The following is a 17,208-nucleotide window of genomic DNA, read 5'->3' on the forward strand; positions in this document are numbered from 1 at the left end:
TGCCCGGAGCAAACCATGCCGATGCCCGCCTTCCGCCCGAAACACTGGCTGCTGTTCACCGCCGTGGCGCTGCTGTTCTTCTCCCTGGCGCTGTGGTTGCAGCGCAGCACCGGCCCGGCGGAGCCCCTGGGTTGGGTCGCGGCCTGGCAGCAACCGCTGCTGGAGCCCATGGCCGAGGGCAACCTGACCCTGGGCGCCCTGAACGGCCAGGCTCCGGGTGAGCTGTGGCTGCAGTCGGCCAGTACCGGGCCGCGCCTGCTGTTCCGCAGTACGGGGGCGGGTGCCGATGCCTGCAACCTGGAAGCCGAGCTGGCGCTGGATGAGGGCGAGCGGGAAAGCCTGCTCAAGGCGCTGGGCGATGGCGGCAACCAGGGCGAACAGCCCCTGAGCCCGAAGCTGCTGGAGCAGCTGGCCGGCCATCGCATCGCCGCCCTGGAGCTACGCCCGCAGCAGCCTCCGGCGGCGGAGCGCCTCGCCGCCAGCATCGGCCAGCCGCGCCTGCGCCTGCAGTTGGGGGAGGGGGAAGCCTGGGTCTATCCGACCGAGGGGCTGACCGCCCATGTGCTGGACGAACAGCTGCATCTGGTCCGCGTGGTGCCCCGCAGCGCGATGAAACACTGACTCAGATCGGCGTGGCCGGCTTGAGCTGCTCCAGGTAGTGAGTGCCGCCCAGCTGGGCCATCTGCCGGCGGATCCAGCCGGCACGGCGGGCGACGTAGCCCCCCGGGCGGCCGGCATTCCATTCGCGGGGGTTGGGCAGCACGGCGGCCAGCAGGCTCGACTGCTGGCGTGACAGGTAGGGTGCGGCGATGCCGAAGTGGTGCTTGGCCGCGGCTTCGGCGCCGAACACGCCGTTGCCCCATTCCGCGCTGTTGAGATAGACCTCGAGAATCCGCTGCTTCGACCAGAGCAGTTCGATCAGCCCGGTGAACCAGGCTTCCAGGCCCTTGCGCAGCCAGCTGCGGCCGGACCAGAGGAAGACGTTCTTGGCCACCTGCTGGCTCAGGGTGCTGGCGCCGCGCAGCGAGCCGCCGCGCTCGTTATGGGCGAGGGCGGCGCGGATGGCCGGGACGTCGAAGCCCCAGTGCTCGGCGAACTTCTGGTCCTCGGCGGCGATCACCGCGATCTTCAGGTCGTCCGGCAGTTCCTTCCAGGGGCGCCAGGTGCGTTGCAGGTCGATGGGCTCGCCGTCGACCCAGGACTCGATCTTGCGCTCCACCATCAGCATGGTTCCCGGTGGCGGCACCCAGCGGAAAACCAGCACCAGCAGCACCGAGCCGGCGGCGAACCAGAGCAGCAGTTTGAACAGGCGACGGCTGAGGGATCGGAACATGCGTGGGCTGGCCGGAGACTGGTTTGCGCGCCATTATAGCGGGCGCTTCCTACTTGTCTGGAGTCTTCGATGGCCCGATTGTTCCTGCTGTTTTCCGCCTTCGCCGGGTTCACAGGCGTCGCCCTCGGCGCTTTCGCCGCCCATGGCCTCAAGGCCCGCCTCAGCCCCGAGCACCTGGCGGTATTCCAGACCGGTACCCATTACCAGCTGATCCACGCCCTTGCGCTGTTCGGCGTCGGGCTGCTGTCCCTGCACCTGCCGGGGCGCCTGGTCAACGCCGCCGGCGGGCTGTTCGCCCTCGGCATCCTGCTGTTCTCCGGCAGCCTCTACGTGCTCACCCTCACCGGTGTCAGCAAGCTCGGCATCATCACGCCCTTCGGCGGCGTGGCCTTCCTCGGCGGCTGGCTGTGCCTGGGTCTGGCGGCTTGGCAACTGTCGGCACGCTGATCGTCCCAAGTCTGACCCTGGCGTCAAAAATGAGGACGAATGGCGCCATTCAGCCTTGGTCATCGGCATGGATCGGGCTAGAATGCCGACCCCTCAAGTTGTGACCGCATCGTCATGCACATTCAGTTGAACGGCGAACCCTTCGAGCTGCCCGACGGCCAGACCGTCGCGGACCTGATCGTGCGCCTGGACCTGACTGGCCGCCGCGTCGCGGTCGAACTCAACCTCGATATCGTGCCGCGCAGCCAGCATGCCGCCACCGCGCTCAGCGAAGGCGACCAGGTCGAAGTGGTACACGCCATCGGTGGCGGCTAGGCCGCCCGCTAGGAGTCCTCATGAGCCAAACGCCGATCGACAAGCCTTTCACCCTGGCGGGTCGTACCTATGAGTCGCGCCTGCTGGTCGGCACCGGCAAGTACAAGGACCTCGACGAGACCCGCCGCGCCATCGAAGCCTCGGGCGCCGAGATCGTCACCGTGGCGGTGCGCCGCACCAACATCGGCCAGAACCCCGGCGAGCCCAACCTGCTCGACGTGATCCCGCCGAGCCGCTACACCATCCTGCCGAACACCGCCGGCTGCTATGACGCCGTGGAAGCCGTGCGCACCTGCCGCCTGGCCCGTGAGCTGCTCGATGGCCACAACCTGGTGAAGCTGGAAGTACTGGCCGACCAGAAGACCCTCTTCCCCAACGTGATCGAAACCCTCAAGGCCGCCGAAGTGCTGGTCAAGGAAGGTTTCGACGTGATGGTCTACACCAGCGATGACCCCATCATCGCCCGCCAGCTGGCCGAGATCGGCTGCATCGCGGTGATGCCCCTGGCCGGGCTGATCGGCTCGGGCCTGGGCATCTGCAACCCCTACAACCTGCGCATCATCCTCGAGGAAGCCAAGGTTCCCGTGCTGGTGGATGCCGGTGTGGGCACCGCCTCCGATGCCACCATCGCCATGGAACTGGGTTGCGAGGCCGTGTTGATGAACACCGCCATCGCCCATGCCCAGGACCCGGTGATGATGGGCGAGGCCATGAAGCACGCTATCGTCGCCGGCCGCCTCGCCTACCTGGCAGGGCGCATGCCGCGCAAGCTCTACGCCAGCGCCTCGTCGCCGCTGGATGGTCTGATCCGCTGAGATAAACCATGACTGAACAGCAGGACTCGCCGGCAGAAGCCGGCGAAGTGCGTCACCGCACCATCAAGAGTTTCGTGATGCGCGCCGGGCGCATGACCGAAGGCCAGCAACGCGGGCTCGACCAGGGCTGGCCGAAATTCGGCCTCGAGCTGGCCGACGGCCCTCGTGATTTCGATGCCCTGTTCGGCCGCACTGCGCCGCGCACCTTCGAGATCGGTTTCGGCATGGGCCACGCCACCCTGGAGATGGCCGCCGCCGCGCCGGAGCAGGACTTCATCGGCGTCGAGGTGCATCGCCCCGGCGTCGGCGCGCTGCTCAACGGCGCCATGACCCAGAACCTGAGCAACATCCGCGTCTACAGCTGCGACGCCCTGGAAGTGCTGCGCGACTGCGTGGCCGACGCCAGCCTCGAACGCGTGCTGCTGTTCTTCCCGGACCCCTGGCACAAGTCGCGTCACCACAAGCGCCGTATCGTCCAGCCGGCCTTCGCCGAGCTGGTGCGCAGCAAGCTGCGGATCGGCGGCGTGCTGCACATGGCCACCGATTGGGAGCACTATGCTGAACACATGCTGGAGGTGATGAACGTCGCCCCCGGCTACCGCAATCTGGCAGAGGATGGGCGTTACGTGCCACGCCCTGAAGAGCGCCCGATCACCAAGTTCGAACGTCGTGGCGAGCGTCTCGGCCATGGCGTGTGGGACCTGAAGTTCCAACGCGTCGACTGATCCACCCTTCGCGGCCCCGGCCGCGAATGCCACGGACGAGCACAACCATAGACCGGGACCACCCGGCGCCAGGACGGCCCCCTCACCTGATCCGACGGAAATAAAGAGCCCCGCCTATAGTGGTGGTGGCACAAGAACAATAGCGGCGCGACCCGAGCGCGCCGCGAGGAGAAGGCTGTGTTGAGAAAGTTTGCAATTCTGCTTCTGGCCTCCTGTGCCCTGCAGGCGCAGGCCAAGGTCGGTGCTGACGATGCTGCGCGCCTGGGCGGGGAGCTCACGCCGCTGGGCGGCGAGCGTGCGGGCAATGCCGAGGGTTCGATTCCGGCCTGGGACGGCGGCCTGGCGACTCCGCCGGCCAGCTACCAGCCCGGCATGCACCACCCCGATCCCTTCGCTGGCGAAGCGCCCAAGTACATCATCACCAGCAAGAACGCCGGCCAGTATGCGGCGCAGATGCCGGCAGGCCTCAAGGCACTGGTGGAGACCTACCCGGATTACTCCGTGCGCGTCTTCCCCACCCACCGCAGCGCCGCCGCTCCGCAGCGCATCTATGAGGCGACCCGTGCCAATGCCGTCAACGGCGAGTTGATCGCCGGCGGCAACGGCGTACAGGGCGTAGCGGCGGGCATTCCGTTCCCGATCCCCTCCAGCGGCCTGGAAGTCATCTGGAACCACATCCTGCGTTACCGTGGCGACCAGATCCATTTCGTCACCAACCAGGCGGCGGTACTGGCCAACGGCAGCTACAACCTGCAGAAGCTGGATCGCAACATCTACTTCGTCTACGGCCGTGATGGCGTGCAGCCGAAGGACCTGGAAAACACCATCTTCTACTACAAGTACGCGGTCGTGGCCCCGGCCAAGCTGGCCGGTTCCGCGCTGGTGGTGCAGGAGACCCTCGACCAGGTGCTGTCGATCCGCAAGGCCTGGCGCTTCAACCGTGGCGAACGCCGCGTGCGCCGCCTGCCGATGCTGGCCTATGACACCCTGCAGCCGGATACCAACGGCATGGCCACCGCCGACGTCGTCGACTCCTACAACGGCGCGCCGGAACGCTACGAGTGGAAGCTGGTGGGCAAGCAGGAGACCCTGGTCCCCTACAACAGCTATGCCGTGCACCAGAAAGGCATCCCCTACGATCAGATCCTCAAGACCAAGTTCGTCAACCCGGACCTGCTGCGCTACGAGCTGCACCGTACCTGGGTGGTCGAGGCGAACCTGCGTAAGGGCTTCTCCCACCCGTACGCCAAGCGTCGCTTCTACATCGACGAAGACAGCTGGCAGATCCTCGCGGTGGACCTGTATGACAAGGACGGTCAGTTGATCGGCCTGCAGGAAAGCCACCCGATCAGCTACTACGATGTACCGATGTTCGGCAGCACCCTGGAAACCATCTACGACTTCAAGGGCGGCCGCTACTTCGCCGATGGCCTCGACAACAACGAGCCCATGTACGACTTCAACGCCCCGCTGGGCCCGCGTGACTTCACGCCGCAGGCGCTGCGCCGCGAAGGCAACTGATATTCCGGCCTGCCTGGCCACTCCAGCCGCCCTTCGGGGCGGCTTTTTATTGGGCGCGGGAAAAGCGTCGGCTGGGTGGCATGTGCGTCGAGGTGATGGGTTTCGCTTCGCTCTACCCATCCTGCGATGCGGGTAGGGGTGGGCCCTTTCTAGTTGATCATCTCGGCGCCGAGGATGGTCTGCTCCGGCAGGGCCGGCGGCGCGGGGCTGATCTGCATGTACTTGATGCTTTCGCGAGGGATGAGCAGCAGGTCGCCGTCCACCTCGATGCTGACGAAGGCCGATTCCATCTGCTTGCGCAGGCCGCGCGCGACCTCCACCGGGTCGCTGGACTGCTGGGGAAAGCGCAGCGCCAGACGCTGGCCGTCCTGGAAGTGCAGGTAGAGGTGCTTGATCGGCTTCATGGCGTGCTCCTTGTCGATGACGTGGCGGCCAGTGGCCGCCGGAGCGGGCCTGGGCCTCAGTTGCGGTCGGCGAGGACGCCGATCAGGAAGAAGACTAGTAGCAGGACGGGGGCCAGGGTGTAGTTGTTGAAGTAGCCCAGGCCCTTGGCCAGCCAGGGGGTGAGGAAGATCATCGCCAGGCCGTAGCCCAGGGCGCATAGGGCGACGAACAGCAGGGTGCGGAAGAGGAAGTTGAGGCCGCCGATGCGCTGCTGGACCCAGGCGTTGATGCCGGGGCCGAGCAAGACCAGCAGGGTTGCCATGATCGCCAGGGAGATGTCGTAGAGGTGGCTGCGGCTCCAGCGGGAGAGGGTCGCGACCAGGTCCAGAAGCAGGTCCATCCGTTGTCCTTAGCCCTCAGGGCAGGAAGTGTTGCAGCAGGTCGTTGAGGAACAGCTGGCCTTCCCGGGTCGCCACCAGGCGCGCCGGGTCGGTATCGAGCAGGCCGCGGGCCTGGGCCTCGCTGCGCGCCTCGGCGAGGCCGGAAAGCGGCATGCCGGTGCGCGAGGTGAACAGCTCGGCCTGCACGCCATCGGTGAGGCGCAGCACGTTCATGAGGAATTCGAAGGGCAGCTCGCCCGCATCCAGCACCCGCTCGCCGGCCTGGAAGGGTTTGGCTGCATCCAGGTAATCCTTGGGCAGGCGGGTCTTCCAGGTGCGCACGATGTGCCCGGCCGGGTCGCTGAGCTTGGCATGGGCGCCGGCACCGATGCCGAGGAAGTCGCCGAAGGTCCAGTAGTTGAGGTTGTGCCGCGCACGCCGGCCTTCGCGGGCATAGGCGGAAACCTCGTACTGGGCGTAGCCGTGCTCGGCCAGCAGTGCCTGCCCGGCTTCCTGGATGTCCCAGAGGATGTCGTCCTCGGGCAGCTCCGGCGGCTGGGTCCAGAACACCGTGTTCGGCTCCATGGTCAGCTGGTACCAGGACAGGTGCGTCGGCCCCTGGTCGATGGCGATGCGCAGGTCGCCCAGGGCGTCCTCGATGGACTGGTCCGGCAGGCCGTGCATCAGGTCCAGGTTGAAGTTGTCGAAGCCGGCCTGGCGGGCCATATCGGCGGCGCGGATCGCTTCGCCACCGTCGTGGATGCGCCCCAGGGCCTTGAGCTTGGCCTCCTGGAAGCTCTGCACGCCGATGGACAGGCGGTTGATGCCCAGCTGCCGGTAGGCGGAGAACTTGGCCTGCTCGAAGGTGCCCGGGTTGGCTTCCAGGGTGATCTCGATGTCGCGGGCGAAGGGCACGCGACGCTCGACGCCCTCCAGCAGGCGGCCGAGGGCCTTGGCGCTGAACAGGCTGGGGGTGCCGCCGCCGAAGAAGATCGAGGTCAGCTCGCGGCTATGGACGTGGTGCAGATCGGCGTCGAGGTCTGCCAGCAAGGCATCGACATAGGCCTCTTCAGGCAGCTCGGGGCCGGCAGCGTGGGAATTGAAGTCGCAGTACGGGCATTTGCGCACGCACCACGGAATGTGGATGTAAGCCGCCAGGGGAGGCAGCTCGAAGCCCGAAGCTTGAAGCTTGAAGTCGCTTCCAGCTTCCAGCTTCCGGCTTTCGGCTTTCATATCCCCAACCGCTGCTTCAGCAGAGCCATGGCGCGGGCGCGATGGCTGAAGCGGTTCTTCTCGGCGGGCGGCATCTCGGCGCTGGAGCAGTCGCCTTCGGGCACCCAGAACAGCGGGTCGTAGCCGAAGCCGTGCTCGCCACGGGCCTCGAAGAGGATGCGGCCGCGCCAGGCGCCTTCGCAGAGGATCGGCAGCGGGTCGTCGGCGTGGCGCATCAGCGCCAGGGAGCAGATGAACTGCGCGCCGCGCTGGGCTTCCGGCACGTCCTTGAGGGCCGCCAGCAGCTTGGCGTTGTTGGCCGCGTCACCCTGGCCGTCGGCATAGCGCGCCGAGTAGATGCCGGGGGCGCCGCCGAGGAAGTCCACCGCCAGGCCGGAGTCGTCGGCCAGGGCCGGCAGGCCGGACACGCGGGCGGCGTTGCGGGCCTTGAGGATGGCGTTCTCGACGAAGGTCAGGCCGGTTTCCTCGGGTTCGACGTCACTGAATTCGCCGATCGAGCGCACACGCACGCTGTCGCCGAGCATGGCCTGGAGTTCCTTGAGCTTGCCGGCGTTGTGGCTGGCCAGCACCAGTTCTTTGAAGGGCATCATTCGTCTGGGAAGAATTCCTGGTCGAAGTTGAAGGTATTGGGCGCGTTGTCGCCCTGCTGCACCGTCAGGGTGAAGTTGAGCATTTCGCGCTGGCTGAAGGGGAACTGCGCCAGGTAGTAGATGGCGCCGCCTTCGTTGATCTGCTTGAAGGCCAGCGGGGTGACCTTGCCGAGCAGGTCCTTGACCTGGCCGCTGACCTGGGCGGTGCTGGCCTTGCCGGCCTTGAGCACGGCGATGTTGACCACGCCCTGGGTCTTGCTGCGGATCAGGCCGACGGCCGCGGCGACATCGGGCTGCAGGAAGCTCGAGTTGAACGCGCTGTAGTGCACGTCCAGGTCACCGAAGGTCTGCTTGCGTTCGGCCACGGCCGGCAGGGCCAGGCACAGGGCGAGGAGGAAAAGGGTCAGGCGGCGCATGGTGGGGGTCCTCCGGTTCAGATCGCGATACGGCTTTCCAGCACGCTGGGGCCGCTGACGCGATAGATGCCGATCTCACCCAGGAGATTAGGCCATAGACGGCTTCCCAGGTTGTGGCGGTGCTCATGGTCGACCGCCAGGCGGTCGAGCACCTTCATCTTCATGTCCCGGCACAGGGCCTCGAAGTCCTTGAAGGTGCAGAAGTGGATGTTCGGCGTGTTGTACCAGGTGTACGGCAGGAACTCGGACACCGGCATGCGGCCGTTGCGTGCGAGGTACCAGCGGCAGCGCCAGTGGCCGAAGTTAGGGAAGGTGATGATGCACTGGCGGCCGACGCGCAGCATCTCTTCGAGGATGCGGTCGGGGTAGTGCACGGCCTGCAGTGCCTGGGTCATCACCACCACGTCGAAGCTGTTGCTGGCGAAGTTGCCCAGGCCCTTGTCCAGGTCCTGCTCGATGACGTTGACGCCCTTGCCGATGCACTGGGCGATGTTGTCCGGGTCGATCTCCAGGCCGTAGCCGGTGACCTGCTTGTGGTCACGCAGCCAGGCCAGCAGTTCGCCGTCGCCGCAGCCGAGGTCGAGCACACGGCTGCCGGCGGGGATCCAGTCCTGGATGATTTCGAGGTCGGCGCGCACGGTGGCTCCCTTAGACGGCGATGCGGTTCATGTAACCGCTGAAGGCTTGCAGGTAACGCGGGATCGGCATGAGGAAGGCGTCGTGGCCCTGCGGCGCGTCGATCTCCAGGTAGCAGACGTTCTTCCGCGCGGCGGTCAGGGCGTCGACGATCTCCCGCGAGCGGGCCGGGGAGAAGCGCCAGTCGGTGGTGAAGGACATCACGCAGAAGTCCGCCGTGGCGCCGGCCAGGGTCCTGGCCAGGTCGCCGTCGTGGGCCGCGGCCGGGTCGAAGTAGTCCAGGGCCTTGGTCATCAGCAGGTAGGTGTTGGCGTCGAAGCGGCCGGAGAATTCCTCACCCTGGTAGCGCAGGTAGCTCTCCACCTGGAATTCGACGCTGTGGAAGTCGTAGTTGAGCTTCTCGCTCTTCAGGCCCCGGCCGAATTTCTCACCCATGGCGTCGTCGGAGAGGTAGGTGATGTGGCCGACCATGCGCGCCAGCATCAGGCCGCGCTTGGGGATCACGCCCTGGTCCTGGAAATGGCCACCATGGAATTCCGGGTCGGTGAGGATGGCCTGGCGCGCCACCTCGTTGAAGGCGATGTTCTGGGCAGACAGCTTGGGCGCCGAGGCGATGGCCAGGCAGTGGCGCACGCGCTCGGGGTAGCTGATGGTCCATTGCAGGGCCTGCATGCCGCCGAGGCTGCCGCCGACCACGGCGGCCCATTGGCCGATGCCCAGGGTGTCGGCCAGGCGTGCCTGGCTGTGCACCCAGTCCTCCACCGTCATCACCGGGAAGTCGGCGCCGAAGGGCTTGCCGGTGGCCGGGTTGGTGCTGGAGGGGCCGGTGGAGCCGTTGCAGCCGCCGAGGTTGTTGAGGCTGACGACGAAGAAGCGGCGGGTGTCGATGGCCTTGCCGGGGCCGATGCAGCTGTCCCACCAGCCCGGCTTGCGGTCTTCCATGCTGTGGTAGCCGGCGGCGTGGTGATGGCCGGAGAGGGCGTGGCAGATCAGCACGGCGTTGCTGCGGCTGGCGTTCAGCTCGCCGTAGGTTTCATAGACCAGCTCGTACTCGGCCAGGCTGCGACCGCAGGCCAGCGGCAGCGGTTCGCTGAAACGCTGCACCTGGGGCGTGACCAGGCCGACGGAATCTTCGGGGATGACGGTGGGCATCGCAGCCGCTGCTCTTTATCTGGGAAGGGCGCCAGTCTAAAGAGCACCGTCCCCCCCGGCAACAGGCGGAACGGTGGCCAAACCCTTGAATGGAAAGGCTCAGGCTTCGTGTTGCTGACGTACCAGCCCGGGCAGGCTGACCACCTTGCCCTGGCGCTGGATGGGCGCCGGGCGACGCAGCACGCGGAGCATGTCGTTGGCCTGGGCCAGCTGCTTTTCCAGCTCGCCGGTGTAGCGCGACAGCTGCAGCACGCGCTGACGCGCCTGCTGGGTGTCCTGGGCCAGGGCCTTGAGGCGCAGCATGTGGGTTTCCAGCAGCTGCTTGTGCTCCAGGGTGTTCTGCATCAGCGGCATCAGCGCTTCGTTGGCCCACTGTGCGGCATCCTGGCGCAGGCGCTGGTGCATGCCGATCACCTCCTGCACCAGGGTGGCGAAGAAGCGGCGGGTCAGCAGGCGCTGCTCGGTGAGCAGGGTCTTCAGGTGCAGGCGGAACTGGTCGGCCTTGCCCCGCAGCTGGCGCAGCTCGCGCTGGTAGCGGGTGACATCGAACTGCGGGGCGTCGACGCCCTGCAGCGGGTTTTCCTCGTTGTGCCGGCGGTAGACGGCCGAGACCATCTTGTTGGCCGTGTCCGCCTCGTGTTCGAGGCTGTGCAGGTCCGCTTCCACCGAGCGGAAGAAGTGCAGGATGGCCTGGTTGATGCCCACCGTGGTCCAGCTGCTGGTGAGGTTGCGGCGCACCCGGGCCAGGTGTTCTTCCAGGCGTTCGGGGCGGGCGGCGGCGCGGAGCATGTCGCCCTGGCGCTTGAGCAGGCGCTGGTTGGTCTTCAGGCCGAGCAGCCGGCGATGGTGGCGGGCGTGGTCTTCCTTGGTGCGGGCGGTCAGCTCGAAGAGCATCTGGCCGTTGTCCTGCTGGTGGTTGCTGAGCAGTTCCTGCTGCTCGCGCACCTTCTCCAGGCGCAGGTTGAGCACGTGCTGGCTGTTCTGCAGCAGGGCCAGCACCTGGTTGACCACGCGAGTCTGCAGTAGGCGTTCCTTCTGCGCGACGATGCGCTCGCAGAGCAGGGTCTCGAGGTTGGCCATCTGGCTGCGTTCCAGCAGCTCGTGGTCCTTGCGCACCTTGGCCAGCAGGGCCTGCTTGGCCGACAGCGGCAGCACGTCTTCGCGGCGGATGCCGAGCTGGCGGGCGGTGGATTCCTGGATCTGGCGGATGGCGTTCTGCACGAAGGTCTCGCCGGCGAGGTCGTCCCAGAGCACGTCGACCTTGTTCAGCACGGCGAACAGGCTGGTCTGGGTGTCTTCGTCGAGCTGGCGGATGTGCTGCTGCCAGATGTCCATGTCGCTGGCGGTGACGCCGGTGTCGGCGGCCAGCAGGAAGATGATCGCCTGGGCGCTGGGCAGCATCGACAGGGTCAGTTCCGGCTCGCTGCCCAGGGCGTTCAGGCCCGGGGTGTCGAGGATGCGCAGGCCCTGGCGCAGCAGCGGGTGGTCGAAGTTGACCATGGCGTGGCGCCAGGCCGGCACCAGCACCATGCCGGGGCGGCCGGCGGATTCCAGGGTGTCGGGGTGGAAGCCGAGCTGGATGGCCTGTTCCACCGGCATCGGCTTGGTCTTGGCCACCTGGGTGAAGGCCTGGACCATGTTGTCCGGGTCGCTGATATCCAGCGGGATGTTCACCCAGTGCCGGGGGATGCGCTTGAACTGCGCGACGCTGGCCGAGGCGGTGCGCGTTTCGATAGGCAGCAGGCGGATGTAGGAACGCTCCGAGCGCGGGTCGAAGAACAGCTCGGTGGGGCACATGGTGGTGCGGCCGGCGTGGGACGGCAGCATGCGCTGGCCGAACTCGGAGAAGAACAGGCTGTTGATCAGCTCGGTCTTGCCCCGTGAGAACTCGCCGACGAAAGCCAGGGTGATGTGGTCGGTGCGCAGCAGGCGCAGGGTGCGCTCGAGCTTGTCCTGCACCGCATCGGAATTGAGGCGGTTGTGTTCCAGCCAGCTGCGATAGCGGGTGATCTCGCGCATCAGCTCGCGTTTCCAGGCGACGTAGGCGTCAACCTGTTGACTGAGACGTTCCATGCTCATCCTGGCTCTCCTTCCGGTAGCGCGTCCTGCGTACAGAAATGTGGGAACTCGACATCGATGCGACGGCGACCTGGCGGCTGCCGTTTGCCCTGGCCGGGCGGGCCCGCCGCCTGTGGTGGCGCGAGCGGAGGAATGGCTCGCATTATCCGGGGCCCAACGGCGCCGTCAATCGGCCCGCTCGGCGGTCCCGCCTTAAGGTCTGTCAGGGCGACCGAGCGGTCAGTCCGGGGAGCTCCGGGAGCTTCTGCGGGGCGCGGATGCGCACGCGTTTCTGCCGGTTCAGCTCGCCGCTCTCCAGGCTCACCAGGCTCTTGGCGACGCCGAAGGCCTGGCCGAGGAAGGCCAGCAGGTGCGCATTGGCCTTGCCTTCCACCGGGGGCGCGGTGAGGCGGATCTTCAGGCGCTCGCCATGCAGCCCGGCGAACTCGTCGCGGCTCGCCTTGGGCTGCAGGTGGACGTCGAGGATCAGGTCCTCGCCGTCCCAGCGGAAGAAGCTCATTACATGAAGGGGCTGAGGATCTTCGGCATCCCGGTCATCACCGCCAGGTTGCCGATCACCAGCATGTCGATCAGGCGCAGGGCGATGAAGGCGAAGATCGGCGAGATATCCAGGCCGCCGAGGTTGGGCAGCAGCTTGCGGAAGGGCGCCAGCAGCGGCTCGCAGATCTGGTTCACCAGCTGGGCGCCGGGGTTGTAGCTGTTGGGGGCGACCCAGGAGAGGATCACGCTGATGATCATGGCGAAGAAGAACACCTTGATGAACAGCGAGGTCACGGCGATCAGCGCCCACACCAGCAGTTGCAGCAGGTAGCCACCGACGCCGTAGCCCATGAGGACCAGGGTGACGATCATCAGCAGCAGCTGAATGAGGATGGCCAGCACCAGGGACGCCACGTCCAGCCCGGCGAAGCCGGGGATGACCTTGCGCAGCGGGTTCAGCAGCGGCTTGGTGGCGCGCACGATGAACTGGCTGAGCGGGTTGTAGAAGTCGGCGCGCACCAGCTGCAGGATGAAGCGCAGCAGCACGATCAGCAGGTAGAGGCTGCCAAGGGTCTGGATGACGTAGATGGCGGCGGTGGAAAGTCCGGTCATTAGGCGTTCCTTGTGGGCGTTGGGACCCCGGTCGCGAAGTCGGGGCTCGCTACGGGGCGCTTGGCGCGGTCGGCGGGCGACGGCGTTGCGTGGAGATAATGTAGGGAATTCGGGGCGCGCGGTCGCGGAAATCTGTTGCGGGCTGTATGCACGGTGGTTTCCTCAGCGCCTGGCCATCAGGTCCGGGCCCTGACAGGCCGGGTCGGCGGCATCGCTTACCGAGAGCAGGGTGAAGCCACCGGGCTCCTGGCGGATCGCCAGGTAGCGATGGGCGCCGCCTTCCAGGGGCTGTTCGCTGGTCAGCTCCAGTTCCACCTGGAAGCGCTCCGGCTCGGCCTGGCAGCCGCGCACGGCGCCGTAGTTCAGGGTCACGTCGCGGCGGGCTTCGAGGGCCAGCAGGTGCTCGCGGGCGAGCAGGGATTCGCTGGCGTTGTCCGGCTCGCTCCATTCGCGGGCGGTGTCGGCGCCGACCTGCAACCACTCGTCGACGAAGTCGCGGCCGCTCTTGGCGGCGGGCTGCACGCGGTGCAGCGCCTCGCCATCCAGGCGGTACCGCAGGATGCCGGGGCGGGTGAGGAGGTCCACATCCAGCATGCCGACTTCGGTGCGCAGCTCGAAACCGCCCGGGCTGGGCTTGAGGCGGGTTTCCACTTCGTCACGCACATAGCCGTGCTCGACATGGTCGAGCACGCGCTGGGGCGTGTCGCCCTGGCGCGGCTGCACGATGTCGATGCTCAGGCGGCTCCAGCGCGAGGTGCACCAGGGGGTGCCATGGGCGATCACCAGTTGGCCACCGGGCAGGCGCAGGTGACGGAAGAAGTCGCCGTTGGCCCCGGAAATCTCCGTATAGCCCTTGCTGCGCCAGTCCAGGCTGCGCACCCAGTGGCCGTTCTCGCGGCTGTAGCCGAGCAGCAGGTTGTCATCGCCGCAGGGGATGTCGAAGCCGGCGTTGACCAGCAGCATGGGATCGGGGGTGTCCTCGCGGCGCACCACCAGGCGGAGGCTGTCGTCGCCGGCTTCGCGGGCGCCATTGCTCGGCGCCAGGTGCGCGGCCAGCGTTGCCTGCAGCGCGTCGGCAGCGACGGTTTCGTCGCTGCATGCCAGCTGTGCGTCGATGGCGGCGGCGAGGCTTTCCTTATAGGCGTCCAGCGCTGCCACCAGGGGCGGGGCGAGGCTGTCGTCCATCTCGCCCGTGCGTTCGTCGAGGCGACGCTGCAGTTCCTGCTGCGCGCTGGCCACCGCGTGCTCCAGCGTCACCGGAACGGGGCATTCGGCCGCCCGGGCGGCGCTGCCGGCGAGCATGAGGGCAAGCAGGGTGGCGCCCGCAGCGACGCGCTCCAGCGGGGAGCGCGGGCAACGCGTCGGCGACGGGCGCATGGCGGTCACTGGCCCAGCTGTTCCGCCAGTTCGGCGGAGCGGTTGTCGGCGGCTTGCAGCGCCTGCTCCACCAGGGACTCGAAGGCGTTGCCCTGGAAGGACTTGATGGCCGCTTCGGTGGTGCCGTTGGGCGAGGTCACACGGCGGCGCAGCTCATCCGGGCCGACATCGCTGGCCACCGCCATGCGCGCCGCACCGAGGGCGGTCTGCAGGGTCAGGCGGGCGGCGACGTCCGGGGCCAGGCCGAGCTTCTCGCCGGCGGCGGTCATGGCTTCCATGAGCAGGAAGAAGTAGGCCGGGCCGCTGCCGGAAACGGCGGTCACGGCGTCGATCTGCTTTTCCTCGTCCAGCCACAGGGCGATGCCCACGGCGCTGAGCAACTGCTCGGCCTGCTGGCGCTGCTCGGCGCTGACCGCCGCGGTGGCGTACAGGCCGCTGGCGCCTTCGCCCAGCAGTGCCGGGGTGTTGGGCATGCAGCGCACGATGGAGTCGACGCCCAGCCAGCGCGCGAGGCTGGCGCTGGGGATGCCGGCGGCGATGGAAACGATCAGCTGGCCGGCGGACAGGCTCGGTGCCAGCGCTTCGCACACGGCCTTCATCACCTGGGGCTTGGTGGCCAGCACCACCACGTCGGCGTCACGCACCGCCTCGGCGTTGCTTTCCACCACCTCGATGCCGTGCTCGGCGGCCACCTTGGCGCGCTGCTCGGCGCCGGGGTCGCTGGCGCGGATATGGCTGGCCGGTACGCCCTGGGCGCGCAGGCCGCCGATCAGACTGGCGGCCATGTTGCCGGCGCCGATGAACGCGATGCGGGTAGTGCTCATGGATGCTTCCTTCTTATTGCTGTGCGGGCTGGCCGTAGTCGCGGGCGCCGAACAGGGCCGTACCGATGCGGACCCAGGTGGCGCCCTCAGCTATGGCCGCTTCGAGATCGTGGCTCATGCCCATGGACAGGGTGTCCAGCGGCAGGTTCAGTGAATGGGACAGTTGCTGGAGGCGGGCGAAGGCAGCGTGCTGCTGGGCGCGGTCCTCGGTGGGTTCGGGGATGGCCATCAGCCCGCGCAGGTGCAGGTTGGGCAGGGCCGCCACGGCGGCGGCCAGGGCCGGCAGCTCCTCGGGGGCACAGCCGGACTTGCTCGCCTCGCCGCTGACGTTCACCTGCAGGCAGATGTTCAGCGGCGGCAGGTGGGTGGGGCGCTGGGCGGAGAGGCGCTCGGCGATCTTCAGCCGGTCCACCGAGTGCACCCAGTGGAAGTGCTCGGCGATGGGCTTGGTCTTGTTCGACTGGATGGGGCCGATGAAATGCCAGGTCAGCGGCAGGTCGGCCAGTTCCTGCTGCTTGGCCAGAGCCTCCTGCAGGTAGTTCTCGCCGAAATCGACCACGCCACAGGCATGGGCCTCGCGGATCGCGGCCGCCGGTTTGGTCTTGCTCACGGCCAGCAGGCCGATGGCGGAAAAATCACGCTCCGAGGCTTGCGCCGCCTCACGGATACGCGCGCGAACCTTTGCAATATTCTCTGCTATCGTGGACATTACCTGCGCTCTACAGCCCGGCCTGAGTGGGTCTGCGGCATTCTAACCGCTTGGAATTGGGGAGTCCCATGGATATTACTGAGCTGCTTGCCTTCAGCGCGAAGCAGGGCGCGTCGGACCTGCATCTCTCTGCTGGCCTGCCGCCGATGATCCGCGTCGACGGTGACGTGCGCCGCATCAACCTGCCGGCCATGGACCACAAGCAGGTGCACGCGCTGATCTACGACATCATGAACGACAAGCAGCGCAAGGACTACGAGGAGTTCCTCGAGACCGACTTCTCCTTCGAAGTGCCCGGCGTAGCGCGTTTCCGGGTCAACGCCTTCAACCAGAACCGTGGCGCCGGCGCCGTGTTCCGTACCATTCCCTCGAAGGTACTGAGCATGGAAGACCTGGGCATGGGCGATATCTTCAAGAAGATCTCCGACGTGCCGCGCGGCCTGGTGCTGGTGACCGGCCCCACCGGCTCGGGCAAGTCCACCACCCTGGCGGCGATGCTCGACTACCTCAACGGCACCAAGTACCACCACATCCTCACGGTCGAAGACCCCATCGAATTCGTTCACGAATCGAAGAAGTGCCTGATCAACCAGCGCGAGGTGCACCGCGACACCCTCGGCTTCAACGAAGCCCTGCGCTCGGCACTGCGGGAAGACCCGGACATCATCCTGGTGGGTGAGATGCGCGACCTGGAGACCATCCGCCTGGCGCTGACCGCCGCGGAAACCGGTCACCTGGTGTTCGGCACCCTGCACACCACCTCCGCCGCCAAGACCATCGACCGCGTGGTCGACGTGTTCCCGGCCGAGGAAAAGTCCATGGTCCGTTCGATGCTCTCCGAATCCCTGCAGTCGGTCATTTCCCAGACCCTGCTGAAGAAGATCGGCGGCGGTCGCGTGGCGGCCCACGAGATCATGATCGGCACCCCGGCCATCCGTAACCTGATCCGCGAGGACAAGGTGGCGCAGATGTATTCCGCCATCCAGACCGGCGGCGGCCTCGGCATGCAGACCCTGGACAGCTGCCTCAAGGGGCTGGTGGCCAAGGGCCTGGTGAGCCGCGAAAGCGCGCGCGAAAAGGCCAAGAGCCCGGAAAACTTCTAACCAGCGGCGGGTGCCCCGGTCGGGGTGCCCGTTTCGCCGTAGCGCGGCGCCATGCCGCGACGGCAACCCCGGTCATC

Annotated in this window: 21 protein-coding genes; 7 read left to right on the forward strand and 14 right to left on the reverse strand. The window is 67.1% G+C overall.

The window, feature by feature from the left end:
* The first annotated feature begins 15 nt into the window (after window positions 1–15).
* Complete coding sequence (locus ACXI0U_RS25780; protein WP_271659692.1) at window positions 16–621, forward strand: hypothetical protein; 606 nt, start codon at window positions 16–18, stop codon at window positions 619–621.
* A gap of 1 nt (window position 622) precedes the next feature.
* On the opposite strand, the gene mtgA is transcribed toward ACXI0U_RS25780, so the two are convergent.
* Window positions 623–1,333: a monofunctional biosynthetic peptidoglycan transglycosylase gene (gene mtgA, locus ACXI0U_RS25785; protein ID WP_043240881.1), complete on the reverse strand. Its 711-nt coding sequence runs from the start codon at window positions 1,331–1,333 to the stop codon at window positions 623–625.
* A gap of 69 nt (window positions 1,334–1,402) precedes the next feature.
* On the opposite strand from mtgA, the gene ACXI0U_RS25790 reads away from it, so the two are divergent.
* From ACXI0U_RS25790 to ACXI0U_RS25810, 5 genes are all read left to right on the forward strand, one after another.
* Window positions 1,403–1,780 carry a DUF423 domain-containing protein gene (locus ACXI0U_RS25790; protein ID WP_021218343.1) on the forward strand — a complete coding sequence of 126 codons (378 nt, stop codon included), beginning with the start codon at window positions 1,403–1,405 and terminating at the stop codon, window positions 1,778–1,780.
* Between the two features lie 114 nt (window positions 1,781–1,894).
* Window positions 1,895–2,095, forward strand: a complete 201-nt coding sequence (gene thiS / locus ACXI0U_RS25795; RefSeq protein ID WP_043240875.1) for a sulfur carrier protein ThiS — start codon at window positions 1,895–1,897, stop codon at window positions 2,093–2,095.
* A gap of 20 nt (window positions 2,096–2,115) precedes the next feature.
* A complete protein-coding gene (locus ACXI0U_RS25800) occupies window positions 2,116–2,910 on the forward strand; it encodes a thiazole synthase (RefSeq protein ID WP_043240872.1) in 795 nt (264 codons plus the stop codon).
* An 8-nt stretch (window positions 2,911–2,918) separates the two neighbouring features.
* The gene (trmB, locus tag ACXI0U_RS25805; RefSeq protein WP_184488404.1) at window positions 2,919–3,635 is read left to right on the forward strand and encodes a tRNA (guanosine(46)-N7)-methyltransferase TrmB; all 717 of its coding nucleotides are present in this window, start codon (window positions 2,919–2,921) and stop codon (window positions 3,633–3,635) included.
* A 177-nt stretch (window positions 3,636–3,812) separates the two neighbouring features.
* Complete coding sequence (locus tag ACXI0U_RS25810) at window positions 3,813–5,156, forward strand: DUF1329 domain-containing protein (RefSeq protein WP_350447498.1); 1,344 nt, start codon at window positions 3,813–3,815, stop codon at window positions 5,154–5,156.
* A 149-nt stretch (window positions 5,157–5,305) separates the two neighbouring features.
* Here the strand turns inward: ACXI0U_RS25810 and ACXI0U_RS25815 are convergent, their stop codons facing one another.
* From ACXI0U_RS25815 to ACXI0U_RS25875, 13 genes are all read right to left on the reverse strand, one after another.
* Complete coding sequence (locus ACXI0U_RS25815) at window positions 5,306–5,560, reverse strand: hypothetical protein (RefSeq protein ID WP_021218348.1); 255 nt, start codon at window positions 5,558–5,560, stop codon at window positions 5,306–5,308.
* 56 nt (window positions 5,561–5,616) lie between these two features.
* On the reverse strand, window positions 5,617–5,940 hold the full coding sequence (locus tag ACXI0U_RS25820; protein WP_021218349.1) for a DUF3392 domain-containing protein: 324 nt from the start codon (window positions 5,938–5,940) through the stop codon (window positions 5,617–5,619).
* Between the two features lie 16 nt (window positions 5,941–5,956).
* A complete protein-coding gene (gene hemW / locus ACXI0U_RS25825) occupies window positions 5,957–7,153 on the reverse strand; it encodes a radical SAM family heme chaperone HemW (protein WP_479551013.1) in 1,197 nt (398 codons plus the stop codon).
* The gene (gene rdgB / locus ACXI0U_RS25830; protein WP_043240865.1) at window positions 7,150–7,743 is read right to left on the reverse strand and encodes an RdgB/HAM1 family non-canonical purine NTP pyrophosphatase; all 594 of its coding nucleotides are present in this window, start codon (window positions 7,741–7,743) and stop codon (window positions 7,150–7,152) included. Before rdgB ends, hemW begins: the two co-directional genes overlap by 4 nt.
* On the reverse strand, window positions 7,740–8,159 hold the full coding sequence (locus ACXI0U_RS25835; RefSeq protein WP_479551014.1) for a DUF4426 domain-containing protein: 420 nt from the start codon (window positions 8,157–8,159) through the stop codon (window positions 7,740–7,742). Before ACXI0U_RS25835 ends, rdgB begins: the two co-directional genes overlap by 4 nt.
* 17 nt (window positions 8,160–8,176) lie before the next feature.
* Entirely contained in the window at window positions 8,177–8,797 is a 621-nt protein-coding gene (gene metW, locus ACXI0U_RS25840; protein ID WP_111262606.1) for a methionine biosynthesis protein MetW, read from the reverse strand.
* A 10-nt stretch (window positions 8,798–8,807) separates the two neighbouring features.
* Entirely contained in the window at window positions 8,808–9,947 is a 1,140-nt protein-coding gene (metX, locus tag ACXI0U_RS25845) for a homoserine O-succinyltransferase MetX (protein ID WP_111262605.1), read from the reverse strand.
* Between the two features lie 99 nt (window positions 9,948–10,046).
* Window positions 10,047–12,026 (reverse strand): dynamin-like GTPase family protein, encoded by a 1,980-nt coding sequence (locus tag ACXI0U_RS25850; protein ID WP_021218355.1) that lies wholly within the window; start codon window positions 12,024–12,026, stop codon window positions 10,047–10,049.
* 202 nt (window positions 12,027–12,228) lie between these two features.
* Complete coding sequence (locus ACXI0U_RS25855) at window positions 12,229–12,525, reverse strand: DUF167 domain-containing protein (RefSeq protein WP_021218356.1); 297 nt, start codon at window positions 12,523–12,525, stop codon at window positions 12,229–12,231.
* Window positions 12,525–13,118, reverse strand: a complete 594-nt coding sequence (locus tag ACXI0U_RS25860) for a YggT family protein (RefSeq protein ID WP_265170282.1) — start codon at window positions 13,116–13,118, stop codon at window positions 12,525–12,527. Before ACXI0U_RS25860 ends, ACXI0U_RS25855 begins: the two co-directional genes overlap by 1 nt.
* Before the next feature lie 162 nt (window positions 13,119–13,280).
* A complete protein-coding gene (locus ACXI0U_RS25865; RefSeq protein WP_479551015.1) occupies window positions 13,281–14,495 on the reverse strand; it encodes a hypothetical protein in 1,215 nt (404 codons plus the stop codon).
* Between the two features lie 5 nt (window positions 14,496–14,500).
* Window positions 14,501–15,319, reverse strand: coding sequence for a pyrroline-5-carboxylate reductase (gene proC, locus ACXI0U_RS25870; protein ID WP_021218359.1), 819 nt, complete (start codon window positions 15,317–15,319; stop codon window positions 14,501–14,503).
* Window positions 15,320–15,332: 13 nt separating this feature from the next.
* Complete coding sequence (locus ACXI0U_RS25875; RefSeq protein ID WP_479551016.1) at window positions 15,333–16,028, reverse strand: YggS family pyridoxal phosphate-dependent enzyme; 696 nt, start codon at window positions 16,026–16,028, stop codon at window positions 15,333–15,335.
* A gap of 68 nt (window positions 16,029–16,096) precedes the next feature.
* Between ACXI0U_RS25875 and ACXI0U_RS25880 the strand changes: the two genes are divergently transcribed.
* On the forward strand, window positions 16,097–17,131 hold the full coding sequence (locus tag ACXI0U_RS25880) for a type IV pilus twitching motility protein PilT (RefSeq protein WP_021218361.1): 1,035 nt from the start codon (window positions 16,097–16,099) through the stop codon (window positions 17,129–17,131).
* Window positions 17,132–17,208 lie beyond the last annotated feature (77 nt).

The organism is Pseudomonas sp. C9D1, from assembly GCF_056491235.1.